12 protein-coding genes are annotated in these 10,889 nt (G+C 68.9%); 7 read left to right on the top strand and 5 right to left on the bottom strand.

Features of this window, described 5'->3' with window-relative positions:
• Positions 1-120 precede the first annotated feature (120 nt).
• Genes sphsw_RS04570 through sphsw_RS18265 form a run of 3 tightly spaced genes read left to right on the top strand, consistent with a single transcriptional unit; the run spans position 121 to position 2,424 of the window.
• On the top strand, positions 121-465 hold the full coding sequence (locus sphsw_RS04570) for a hypothetical protein (RefSeq protein WP_031439573.1): 345 nt from the start codon (positions 121-123) through the stop codon (positions 463-465).
• A 13-nt stretch (positions 466-478) separates the two neighbouring features.
• Positions 479-1,768 (top strand): aspartyl/asparaginyl beta-hydroxylase domain-containing protein, encoded by a 1,290-nt coding sequence (locus sphsw_RS04565; protein ID WP_052380844.1) that lies wholly within the window; start codon positions 479-481, stop codon positions 1,766-1,768.
• Positions 1,769-1,818: 50 nt separating this feature from the next.
• Positions 1,819-2,424, top strand: coding sequence for an energy transducer TonB (locus sphsw_RS18265; RefSeq protein WP_081874130.1), 606 nt, complete (start codon positions 1,819-1,821; stop codon positions 2,422-2,424).
• Between the two features lie 18 nt (positions 2,425-2,442).
• Here sphsw_RS18265 and sphsw_RS04555 read toward each other — a convergent pair whose 3' ends face one another.
• Entirely contained in the window at positions 2,443-3,612 is a 1,170-nt protein-coding gene (locus tag sphsw_RS04555; protein ID WP_052380843.1) for an aspartyl/asparaginyl beta-hydroxylase domain-containing protein, read from the bottom strand.
• Between the two features lie 85 nt (positions 3,613-3,697).
• On the bottom strand, positions 3,698-4,798 hold the full coding sequence (locus sphsw_RS04550) for a glycosyl transferase (protein WP_031439569.1): 1,101 nt from the start codon (positions 4,796-4,798) through the stop codon (positions 3,698-3,700).
• Positions 4,799-4,896: 98 nt separating this feature from the next.
• On the opposite strand from sphsw_RS04550, the gene sphsw_RS04545 reads away from it, so the two are divergent.
• Positions 4,897-5,559: a sulfite oxidase-like oxidoreductase gene (locus sphsw_RS04545; RefSeq protein ID WP_031439568.1), complete on the top strand. Its 663-nt coding sequence runs from the start codon at positions 4,897-4,899 to the stop codon at positions 5,557-5,559.
• Here sphsw_RS04545 and sphsw_RS04540 read toward each other — a convergent pair.
• Genes sphsw_RS04540 through sphsw_RS04530 form a run of 3 tightly spaced genes read right to left on the bottom strand, consistent with a single transcriptional unit; the run spans position 5,556 to position 8,547 of the window.
• On the bottom strand, positions 5,556-6,806 hold the full coding sequence (locus tag sphsw_RS04540) for an adenosylmethionine--8-amino-7-oxononanoate transaminase (RefSeq protein WP_031439567.1): 1,251 nt from the start codon (positions 6,804-6,806) through the stop codon (positions 5,556-5,558). The two genes, sphsw_RS04545 and sphsw_RS04540, sit on opposite strands and share 4 nt — an antisense overlap.
• Positions 6,803-7,426: a dethiobiotin synthase gene (gene bioD / locus sphsw_RS04535; RefSeq protein WP_031439566.1), complete on the bottom strand. Its 624-nt coding sequence runs from the start codon at positions 7,424-7,426 to the stop codon at positions 6,803-6,805. The genes sphsw_RS04540 and bioD overlap by 4 nt, the downstream gene beginning before the upstream one ends.
• On the bottom strand, positions 7,423-8,547 hold the full coding sequence (locus tag sphsw_RS04530) for an 8-amino-7-oxononanoate synthase (RefSeq protein WP_031439565.1): 1,125 nt from the start codon (positions 8,545-8,547) through the stop codon (positions 7,423-7,425). Before sphsw_RS04530 ends, bioD begins: the two co-directional genes overlap by 4 nt.
• 170 nt (positions 8,548-8,717) lie before the next feature.
• Between sphsw_RS04530 and sphsw_RS04525 the strand changes: the two genes are divergently transcribed.
• From sphsw_RS04525 to sphsw_RS04515, 3 genes are all read left to right on the top strand, one after another.
• Entirely contained in the window at positions 8,718-9,725 is a 1,008-nt protein-coding gene (locus tag sphsw_RS04525) for a class 1 fructose-bisphosphatase (protein WP_031395046.1), read from the top strand.
• Positions 9,726-9,802: 77 nt separating this feature from the next.
• Positions 9,803-10,285 carry a hemerythrin domain-containing protein gene (locus sphsw_RS04520; protein ID WP_031439564.1) on the top strand — a complete coding sequence of 161 codons (483 nt, stop codon included), beginning with the start codon at positions 9,803-9,805 and terminating at the stop codon, positions 10,283-10,285.
• Between the two features lie 43 nt (positions 10,286-10,328).
• Positions 10,329-10,889, top strand: a 561-nt coding sequence (locus tag sphsw_RS04515; RefSeq protein ID WP_031439574.1) for a glycosyltransferase, incomplete at its 3' end; no start/stop codon positions are given.

Below are 10,889 nucleotides of genomic sequence, written 5' to 3'. Positions count from 1 at the left end.
GGCGGGCGGGCGGGTCGGACGGGTCATGGCATCGGGATCGCATATCATGGTCCCGACTGCCACCGGTCTTGGTACGTCCGAATCGGCCAAAATCTCGTTGCGAAACTGAAAGGACCCGTCATGATGCGTACCGGCAATGCATTGCGGAGCGGCATGATGATGCGGACGACATGGTGTGGATCGGCGGTCCGATCGGGTCTTGCCGCGGCGTCGCTGATCGTGGCGGCGCCGTCCGCGTTCACTGTGGCAGCGGCCGGCGCAACGATGGCGCAGCGCGATGAGGCGCCACCGGCCGCGACGCCGCCGGCCGAGCGTCGGATCTGCAAGCGATCGGCGCCGTCGGGATCGCTGATCGAGACGCGACGCGAATGCCATACGCGCGCAGAATGGGACCAGATCGCGCAGGCGGGACGTGCCGCTGGACAGGATATGGTCGAACGTGCCGCACGCAGCGGTGCGCAATAACGGCGCTCCGGTGATGCGTCAGCAGCCGGGGCCGTCGCTCGAGATGTTGTTGCAAGCTGCCGATACCGCGCAGCGTGCCGGCGACGGTGCGCGGGCCTGCGCTGTCTTTCACGACGTGCTCGGCATTGCGCCCGAGCATCCTGTTGCGCTCAACGCGCTGGGCCTCGACGCGTTGGCGCGGGGCGATGGTATGGCGGTCGGCTATTTCGCGCGCGCGACGACGGCTGACCCTGCCGCGTCGCCGCTGTGGATGAACCTGGCGAGCGCCTATCGCGGGCTCGGCGACAGCGTGGGGGAACAGACCGCGCTCGAACGCGCACTCGCGCTCGACCAGCGCAATCTGATGGCGAACGTCCGGCTGGCCGAACTGCTGGACCGCGTCGGTAACACTGCGGCGGCGGCGTTTCGCTGGGGTGGAGTGGCCACGATCGTTCAGTCGCTCCCCGAGCGGTCGCCGGCGTTAAGCCAGCTCCTCGTCCGTGCCTCAGATAGGATCGCGCAGCATACACGTGCGCTGTCCGATGCCATCGATACGGCGCTTGCACCGTTGCGGGAGGATGCGGCCGCGGACGACCGACGTCGCATCGACGTCTGTATCGATGCGATGCTCGGTCGTCGGGCGATCCATGCGCCGGTACCCCACGGGCTGCATTTTCCATTCCTGCCCGCGGACGAATTCTTCCCGCGGCGGCATTTTCCCTGGCTGGCCGCGTTCGAAGCGGCCACGCCAGCCATCCGCGCAGAGCTGGAAAACCTTCTTGCCGATGGGGCACCGGGCTTCGCGCCCTATGTCGCGATGACGCCGGGCACGCCGCCGAACCGGTGGACCCCGCTCGACGGGTCGGATCTGTGGAGCGCCCGATATCTGTGGCGGTATGGCGTGCGCGACGATGCGGTGTGCACGCGGTGCCCGCAAACCGCGGCGATGCTGGAGACGCTGCCGTTGGCGGACATTCCCGGCCGCGGGCCGTCCGCCTTCTTCTCGGTCCTCAAGCCCGGCACGCGGCTGCCGCCGCATACGGGGGTCAGCAATATCCGGTCCGTCGTGCATCTCCCCCTGATCGTTCCCGACCGATGCGGCTTTCGGGTCGGTGGCGAGACCCGAGCGTGGCGCGTCGGTGAGGCGTTCGTGTTTGACGACACGATCGAGCATGAGGCGTGGAACGACAGCGACGAGATTCGCGCCGTCCTGATCGTCGACGTCTGGAACCCGCATCTCACCGCGAGCGAAATCGCGATGATGCGGCGGATGTTCGGGACGCTCGGCGCGCAGCTGGGCATGGCGGGCGACGTGGTGGATTGAGCTTGCCCGCGCGAGGCTGCGGTGGTGAAATACTGGCTGGAGACGAAACTATGCGGACGATGCTGTCATGGGCAAGCCGAGGGTCCTGGGTCATCGCGCTCGTTGGGGGTATGGTCGGCCTATCGGCCGTCGGGGCGCAAATCGCACCCGTCTCCACTGCATCTGCAGACGATCCCGCGCTGCAGGCGCTCCGGGAAAGGAATGCACGGGTTCAGCTCGCCAATTATCCGCGCGGAGCGCTGCGTCGCGGTGAGCAGGGAACCGTCGGGATCAGCGTTACCGTCGATCGGCAGGGGCGGTTGCGCGAATGTGCGGTTTCGAAGAGCAGCGGCTTTGCGTCGCTCGACGAGGCGACGTGCGACTTCCTGTTCTCGCATGCGCAGATTGCGGCCTATGTCGCACCGGGCGGCGGCGGGCCGACGACCCGGCAGGAGGGGCAAGTCGTGTGGACGCTGCCTGCGGGTGTCCGACCCACGACCGCGTCAGCAACCGCGGGGCCCTTGCCGGAGAAGAAGATCTGTCGTGCGCAGGCGAGGACGGGCTCGCTGGTCGCGAGCCAGCGCATCTGCCTGACCAAGGCGGAATGGCGACGCCAGTATGAACTGGCGCAGGACGAAACCCGCGAGATGCATACCCGCGCGATGCCGGGCGACTGATCGACACGCCGGCCGCGTTTAGCCGGTATCGACCACGGGACCCTGATACCGGTCGATCGCGGCGAATATGTCGGTCAGCGCGTCGCGTTCGGTTGTGGTCAGTTCGGGACGCCAGACTTCGAACAGCAGGACGATCCGGGTCTGCGTCCCCCGGTTCCACGCCTCGTGCTCGAAAGAATCGTCGAATATCAGCATCCTGCCGTCGCGCCACGGCCGCGTCTCGGACCCGACGCGCAGCGCGCATCCGTCAGGCGCGATCAGGGGTAGGTGGCAGATCAGCCGCGTGTTGAGCATGCCGTGATGCGGGCGGATATGCGTGCCGGGGGTCAGCCGTGAGAAGATCGCCATCGGCGACCGGCCGGGAATGACGGGGATCGGCGCCAGCGACAGCGCGGCCATCGTGTTCGGGCACATCGTTGCATTGGGCTCGACCGGCACGCCACCACGCCAGAGGTGAAAGGCGCCCCAGCCCGGATCGTCGAGCAGCGGGTTTGCGGGCGGTGGTCGACCGGCCATCGTCTGCACATAGGGTGCAAAGCCCTGTCCGGCCGCGAGCACTGCGTCGAGTTCGGCGCGGATCGCGCCGGTCGCCGCTTCGATCGGGGCGACCCAGTCAAACTCGTCGCGCTCGAAATAGGCACGCTGCGCCAGACCCGGAAAATAGAACATCGAGGGTTGCTGAAGATAGAGCTCGCTCCGGCCGAGCAGCAGGTCGAGCGCGTGGCGGATCCGAGGACTCGCCGTGCGCGGCATGTCCTTGAGAGCCGAGTCGAGATGGGCCGAGAAGCGGCCGGCGACTTCGGTCAGGAAGGTCTCGCCTGCCCGAAGCAGGGGGACGAGCGCGGGGGCGATGGTTGCGCCCGGGTGGGACGCGACCGACAGCGCGGTACGATAGAAGGACTCCGCCGCACGATCGTCACTACGACGACGCTTCAGCGCCGCCATCGTCAGCAGCGCGCCGAGATGCCGGGGCTCGGTCGCGAGAAAGCGGACGAGCGCGTCGTCGGCCTCGTCGTCGCGCCCGATAGCCTGCGCCGCCTGCGCGATCAGGAACCAGGGCGCGGGCATGCCCGGTGCGCCGTCGCGCAACAGCGACAATTTTTCATAGGCGACAGCGGCGTTGCCGTTGCGCAGCGCGGTCATGCCCTCACGGGCGAGCGAGTCGGCCTGTGGGCGGGTCAGGTGCATGACGCAGGCTAGCCTGCCATTGCACTGGATACAGCTAAAAACATCCGGATCGGACCCGCCCGTCTTTCAACCCGGTAATGCCGGTTCAGCGTGTCCAGAGATCGGTGGCGAGCCGGTCGAGATAGTCCGCGGCGCTGGCGGCGGCGGTGCGGGTGTAGAGGCTTGCGAGTGCGGTGGGGTCGAGCGCCTTGGCGGCGTCGAGCAGGCCGCGCCATGGGGTCGATGCGCCGGGCCAGCTTGGCACCAGGATCGCGGCGCCGAGTTCGGCCAGGCGTTCGCCCTTGCGCATCTGTTCGTCGAAATAGCGCCATTCGGGCGCGCAGACATAGGGGCGGCCGACGCGCGCGATTTCGTGGACGATGGTATCGCCACTGGAGGCGACGACGACGTCGGCCGCGGCGATGTGCGCGGTGATCGTCGCGACCCAGCCGCGCAGGTGGAGATTGCCGAAATCGGTCTCATGGCCTTCGCGCTGGACGGGGCCGAGCACCAGCCAGTCGGTCTCTGGCAGCGCGCGCGCGGCCATGGTCAGCGGCGCATAGGGCGTGCCTGCGCCGCCGCCGCCGGTCAGCACGACGACGATCTCGCGGTCGGGGGAGAGGCCGAGCATCGCCCGCGCCTCCGTCTTGCCCGGCACGACGTCCCGCGCGGTGCACAGCCCGCCCGCATAATGGGTCATGGCGCGAATCCAGTCAGGGGTCTCGGGCTGTTCGAGCGCTTCGTCGAAGGGCGCGAGCAGGCCGACACAGGCGCGATAGCCGGCGAGATGCGCGGCATCGCCGCGGTTGCCGTGCATCCGGATCCCGATCGCGGGGACGCTGGCGATGCGGGCCAGCAGCGCGATCTCGGCGGAGACGTCGACCACGAACAGCGCGGGATCGACCGTGTCGAGATGGTCGAGGATCGTCCGCATCGTCGCGCGGATCGCCGCGTCGCCGATCGGTGCGCGGTGGAGGATGTCGGGGGTCGGCTGCGCCGCGAGCGCCGGCGGGGGGCTGTCACTGGCCGCGCCCTCGTCGGGCAGGGGCACCAGCGTGACGGCGCGCGCGAACCCGTCGAACAGCGCGGGGCGTGCGGTCAGGATCGTGACGGCGCGGCCGGCGGGCAACGCGTCGATGATCGCCATCGCGCGATTGGCATGGCCCCGGCCCTGATGGCCGACATAGAAGGTGATCGGTTGAGGCATTATCGGGGGATACCCGCTCCGCAGCGTGAAATCCCCTGGGAAATCCCCCGGGAAATCGACGGTGGCCCCGTCGCCGCAAGCCGCCTAGTCTGTTCCGCATGAGCGATGATGACAGGTCCGAACCGACCAAGCTGACGCGGTCGAAGCAACGCTGGGCAAGCGAGGGCAAGTTCCTGACGGGAGCGACGGACCGCGCGGAGGGCGACCGCCTGCCACCGGGGCAGCATCTGGTCCGCGACTGGCCGGTGCTCGATCTCGGCAAGCAGCCCGATATCGCGCGCGAGCGGTGGCGGCTGACGATCGACGGGATGGTCGAGCGGCCGGTGACGCTCGACTGGGCGGGGTTCATAGCGTTGCCGCAGACCGCGGTGCGGTCGGACATTCACTGCGTCACGACCTGGTCGCGCTACGACAATGACTGGTCGGGTGTGACGACGCGCGACCTGCTCGACCATGTCGGCCCGGGGGATGCGGCGGCGTTCCTGACGCTGCACGGCTATGACGGCTACACCACCAATGTCCCGCTGGCCGATTTCGCCGCGGCGGACGCGCTGCTCGTGCACAGCTGGCAGGGCAAGCCGCTGACGCGCGAGCATGGTGGCCCGGTCCGCCTCGTCATCCCGCATCTCTATTTCTGGAAAAGCGCGAAGTGGATTTCGCGGATCGCGTTCCTTAGCGCGGACAAGCCGGGCTTCTGGGAGGTCAATGGCTATCACCGGCGCGGCGATCCCTGGGCCGAGGAACGCTACAGCGAGGACTAGAGCAAAGTCGCGCACGCCTCCTCGATCGCGGCATAGACCGCGTCGAGGTCGGCCTCGTCGATGCAATAGGGCGGCATGACGTAGACCGTGTTGCCGAGCGGCCGCAGCAACAGGTCGCGTGCGGTGAAAAAGCGCAGCAGTTTCGGGCCGAGATCCGACAGATAGCCGCGATCGCCGACCTGCAGGTCGACCGCGGCGATCGTGCCGATGCGGCGCGGATTGGTCACGCCGGGCAGGCGGGCGATGCGGTCGAGATGCGCCGCCTGTCGTGCGCCGAGCGTCGCGATCCGGTCGTGCACCGGCTCGTCGCGCCAGATCGCCAGATTCGCGTTGGCGGCGGCGCAGGCGATCGGGTTGGCGGTATAGCTCGAGGAGTGGAAAAACATCCGCGCGCGATCGTCGGACACATGCGCGTCGAAGATCTCCGAGGTCGCCATCGTGACCGCGAGCGGGACCGCGCCGCCGGTCAAGCCCTTGGACAGGCAGAGGATGTCGGGCACGACGCCCGCCTGTTCGCAGGCCAGCAGCGTGCCGGTGCGGCCCCAGCCGGTCATCACCTCGTCGGCGATGAACAGCACGGCGTGGCGGGCGCAGATCGCGCGCATCTCGGCGAGCACGTGCGGCGGATAGATCAGCATGCCGCCCGCGCCGAGCACGAGCGGCTCGACGATGAACGCGGCGGGCGCGGCGCGGCATGCCGCCTCGAGCGCGTCGAGCGTGGCCTGTTCGGCGCCGGGGTGCGGGAAGGGGATGGTGCCGACGTCGAACAGCAGCGGCGCATAGGCGCGGTTGTAGACGCCGCGTTCGCCGACCGACATCGTCCCGATCGTGTCACCGTGATAGCTGTGTTCGAGCACCAGGATCCGGTCGCGCGGTTCGTCGCGGTTGCGCCAGTAACCGAGCGCCATCTTCAGCGCGACCTCGACCGCGGTCGAGCCGGAATCGGAGAAGAAGACGTGGCGCAGCGCCTTGGGCATGATCGCGACGAGCCCGCGCGCAAGCGTTTCGGCGGGTTCATGCGTCCAGCCGGCGAAGATGATCTGGTCCATCCGCCCCGCCTCCTCGGCGATCGCGGCCATGATCCGGGGATGGCGGTGGCCGTGCGTCGTCACCCACCAGGACGAGATCGCGTCGACGATCCGCCGCCCGTCGCTGGTGTGGAGCGCCGCCCCCTCGGTCCGGACGATGCGGGGGATCGGGTCGCCGAGACCATGCTGGGTGAAGGGATGCCAGATCGGCGATGTCATCGGAAATCCTCGAGCCGGAAACTGACGGCGAAGGCGGCGCGGAGCGTGGCGGCGTCGAGCCGGGGGAGGATCGGCAGCCGGCCGAGATGTCGCACCTCGCCCAGCCGGACGATCGCCGCCTCGCTGTGCGGGACCGCGTCGCCGACGAACGCGACGCCGAGGATCGGCACGTCGCGGCGGCGCAGCGCCTCGATCGACAACAGGCTGTGGTTGATCGTGCCGAGCGCGGTGCGCGCGACGATCACGACGGGCAGCCGCCACTGTGCGAACAGGTCGGCAAAGACGCGGGTGTCGGTCAGCGGCACCATCACCCCGCCCGCTCCCTCGATCACCAGCGGGCCGGGCAGCGCGGGGGGCACGAGCCGGTCGAGGTCGATCGTCACGCCGTCGAGCGTCGCCGCGCGGTCGGGCGAGCAGGGCGTCGTCAGCCGATAGGCCTCGGGCAGGATCCGCTCGCGCGCGAGACCGGACAGCGCGGCGACGCGCGACGCATCGCTGCCGCCGTCGAGCCCGGCCTGGACCGGTTTCCAATAGCTTGCGTTGAGCGCGCCCGCGAGCGCGGCGGCAAAGACGGTCTTGCCGACATCGGTGTCGGTGCCGGTAACGACGAGACGGGTCATGACAGGGCCTTTTGCAACGCGTCGCCGAGCCCTGCGATCTGGGGTGTGGTGACGTTGAGCGTGAGCGAGATCCGCAGGCGCGACGTGCCCTTGGGCACGGTCGGCGGGCGGATCCCGCGAACGTCGAACCCGGCCGCCTGGACCGCCGCCGCGACGCGCATCGTCGTCGCATCGTCGCCGAGCACGAGCGGCAGGATCTGCGATCCGGTCGGCACGACGCCGTAGGGCGCGAGCGTGGCTTCGGCGGTGGCGATGAGCGCACGCAGGGCGGTGCGGCGGTCGGGTTCGTCGGCGAGGATCTGCAGGCTTGCGCGCGCGGCGCTCGCCATCAGCGGCGAGGGCGCGGTCGAGAAGATGAACGCGCGCGCGCGGTTGACGAGGAAGTCGCGGACCACTTCGGGGCCGCAGACCAGCGCGCCCTCGCACCCCATCGCCTTGCCGCAGGTACGCAAGGTAACGATGTCGGGCCGTCCCTCCAGATGCCCGGCGAGGCCGCGCCCATCGTCGCCGAACACGCCGGTGGCATGCGCCTCGTCGATCAGCACGACGCCGTCATGCTGCTCGGCGAGCGCGACGAGCGCGTCGAGCGGCGCGCGGTCGCCGTCCATGCTGTAGAGGCTTTCGACCGCGATCCAGGGCCGGCCGGTGCCGCCCGCCCGGCGCCACTGCGCGATCGCATCGGCAAAGGCGGTGACGTCGTTATGCGCTGCCGAGACCGTCTCCGCGCGGCCGAGCCGCATCCCCTCATGCGCGCTCGCATGGATCAGCGCGTCGTGGACGACGAGGTCGCCGGTCTGCGGCAGCGTCGCGAACAGCGCGGCGTTGGCGGCGTACCCGGTCGAGAAGTACAACGCCGTCTCCGCGCCGAAGAACGCCGCCGCCTCGGCTTCGAGCAGCGCGTGTTCGGGATCATTGCCGCGGAGCAGCCGCGATCCACCCGAACCGACCGCGACGCCGCGCGCGAGCGCCGCCGCGACGGCCGCGGCGATCCGCCCGCTCTGGCCGAGCGCGAGATAGTCATTGGAGGCGAAATCAACCCCTTGCCGCGCGATCAGCGCGCGGCGACGCGTTGCCGTGGCAAGCGCGGAGAGGTCGCGATGATGCTGGTCGAACGCGGACATCGCGGCAGCCTCTAACGGCAATGCCGCGCCAGCGCGAGCCGGTTGGCCGAAACACCCCGTCATAAAGAGGGATCGTTCGAACGGATCGGGCATTTCTCTCCTATGGTATAGCAGGATCGGCTTGGCTAACCACGATTGCATTCTCCATTCCGGTCGAAGGTACCCTGCCCATGAAGCGCAAGACGCTGACCCAGTTCCTGATCGAACAGCAACGCGAAGCCGGCACGCTGCAGCCGCAGCTGCGCCTGCTGATCGAGGTCGTCGCGCGGTCGTGCAAGGCGATCAGCCATGCGATCGGCAAGGGGGCGCTGGGCGGCGTGCTCGGCAGCCTCGAGAGCGAGAATGTCCAGGGCGAGGTGCAGAAGAAGCTCGACGTGATCGCGAACGAGATGCTGCTCGAGGCGAACGAGTGGGGCGGGCATCTGGCGGCGATGGCGTCGGAGGAGATGGAGACGATCCACCTCGTCCCCAATCGCTATCCCAAGGGCGAATATCTGCTGCTGTTCGATCCGATCGACGGGTCGAGCAACATCGACGTCGACCTGTCGGTCGGCACGATCTTTTCGGTGCTGCGCGCCGCCGAGACCGCGTCGGGTGCCGATGTGTCCGAGCAGGATTTCCTTCAGGCGGGGCAGACCCAGGTCGCGGCGGGCTATGCGGTCTATGGTCCGCAGACGATCCTGGTGCTGACGGTCGGCGCGGGGGTGCACGAGTTCACGCTCGACCGCGAGATCGGGTCGTGGGTGATGACCGACACCAACATCCGCATGCCCGGTGGCAAGCGCGAATTCGCGATCAACACGTCGAATGCGCGGCAATGGTCGCCCGAGGTGACGCGGTTCATCGACGAGCGGATCGCGGGCAAGGACGGGCCGATCGGCACCGATTACAACATGCGCTGGACCGGATCGATGGTCGCCGATGCGCACCGCATCCTCAAGCGCGGCGGCGTATTCCTGTACCCGCGCGACGTCCGCCAGCCGGGCAAGGTCGGCAAGCTGCGGCTGATGTACGAGGGCAATCCGATGGCGATGCTGATGGAGCAGGCGGGGGGCGCCGCCACCGACGGCGAGCAGCGCATCCTGTCGATCGAGCCGAGCAGCCTGCACCAGCGGATCGGCCTGATCATGGGCGATCCGGCCGAGGTCGAAGCGATAACCACCGCCTATCGGGAGTAGCGCGCATCGTCACCCGCCGGCGGTCGGGGGTTGGGGCATGACGGACGAGGGCGCGCGTTGAAAAGGGGAGAAATTCGATGGAAGTCACCTCACAAAGACTCGCCGAACAGCGTGACGACCGGACGTCGTGGCGACGCCTGATCGACGATCATGACCGTATCGCCGAACGCTGCGCCGACCTGGTCGCGCTGTTGCAGCGGCGCGGGCATAATTGCGCGGCGGCGTCGCGCAAGCTGCTCGAGCTCGCGGTACTGGTCGCGGATCATCTGGGCGTCGAGGACGAGGTGATCGACCTGACCGCGATCGCGACTGAGGCGGAGTATTCGCCCGAGACGGTCGCGGTCATGGCCGCCGAACTCGACGCGCTGCGCCGTGAATGGCGGGTGTTCATCGCGCACTGGCTGCCGACGATCGAGCCTGCGGACTGGTACGAATTCCGCGGCGAGGCCGAGGCGATGCTCGCGCGGCTGACGCATCAGGTGCAGCGCGAAAGCGCGCTGTTGTATGACGATGCCCTGCGCGCGGGGGTGATCGCGACCGGGCCGGTCGACCTGCAATAATCGCGGCGACAGGGTTCTTAACCCGGCGGCGATACCAAGGGCCATGATGCGCGTCCTGACCCTGTCCACGCTGTTTCCCGATGCGAGCCGGCCCAATTTCGGCGTCTTCGTCGAGCGGCAGACGCTGGGGCTCGCAGCGCATCCGGGGGTCGATCTGCACGTCGTCGCACCGATCGGCCTGCCGCCCGGGCCGCTGCGTCTGATGCCGCGTTTCGCGCCGCTCGCGCAGCTACCGCTCGAGGAGAGGTGGCGCGGGGTGGGCGTGCAGCGGCCGCGGTTCACGACGATTCCTGCGACCGGGGGGCGGTGGCATGCCGCGGCGCTGACCCGCGCGCTGATCCCGGTGCTCGACGCCGTGCGGCCAAGTTTTCCGTTCGACGTCATTGATGCATCGTTCTTTTTTCCCGACGGCGTCGCCGCAGTCGCGCTCGGGCGACGCTATGGTGTGCCCGTGTCGATCAAGGCGCGCGGGGCGGATATCCATCTTTGGGGTCGTGCGGCGGGCACGCGCGCGCAGATCCGGCGTGCGGGTTGCGCGGCGGACGGGCTGCTCGCGGTCAGCGCGGCGATGCGCGCGGACATGATCGCGATGGGGATGCCGGCG

The organism is Sphingomonas sp. FUKUSWIS1 (assembly GCF_000733135.1).
Classification (GTDB): domain Bacteria; phylum Pseudomonadota; class Alphaproteobacteria; order Sphingomonadales; family Sphingomonadaceae; genus Sphingomonas; species Sphingomonas aerolata.
The sequence above is the reverse complement of the archived record's forward strand: the minus strand, read 5'-3'. Positions and strand labels throughout refer to the sequence as shown.

Bases quoted from the DNA above. Each gene is read 5' to 3' on its own strand.
- sphsw_RS04570 (WP_031439573.1), top strand. From the start codon at position 121: ATGATGCGTACCGGCAATGCATTGCGGAGCGGCATGATGATGCGGACG.
- sphsw_RS04565 (WP_052380844.1), top strand. From the start codon at position 479: ATGCGTCAGCAGCCGGGGCCGTCGCTCGAGATGTTGTTGCAAGCTGCC.
- sphsw_RS18265 (WP_081874130.1), top strand. From the start codon at position 1,819: ATGCGGACGATGCTGTCATGGGCAAGCCGAGGGTCCTGGGTCATCGCG.
- sphsw_RS04555 (WP_052380843.1), bottom strand. From the start codon at position 3,612: ATGCACCTGACCCGCCCACAGGCCGACTCGCTCGCCCGTGAGGGCATG.
- sphsw_RS04550 (WP_031439569.1), bottom strand. From the start codon at position 4,798: ATGCCTCAACCGATCACCTTCTATGTCGGCCATCAGGGCCGGGGCCAT.
- sphsw_RS04545 (WP_031439568.1), top strand. From the start codon at position 4,897: ATGAGCGATGATGACAGGTCCGAACCGACCAAGCTGACGCGGTCGAAG.
- sphsw_RS04540 (WP_031439567.1), bottom strand. From the start codon at position 6,806: ATGACATCGCCGATCTGGCATCCCTTCACCCAGCATGGTCTCGGCGAC.
- bioD (WP_031439566.1), bottom strand. From the start codon at position 7,426: ATGACCCGTCTCGTCGTTACCGGCACCGACACCGATGTCGGCAAGACC.
- sphsw_RS04530 (WP_031439565.1), bottom strand. From the start codon at position 8,547: ATGTCCGCGTTCGACCAGCATCATCGCGACCTCTCCGCGCTTGCCACG.
- sphsw_RS04525 (WP_031395046.1), top strand. From the start codon at position 8,718: ATGAAGCGCAAGACGCTGACCCAGTTCCTGATCGAACAGCAACGCGAA.
- sphsw_RS04520 (WP_031439564.1), top strand. From the start codon at position 9,803: ATGGAAGTCACCTCACAAAGACTCGCCGAACAGCGTGACGACCGGACG.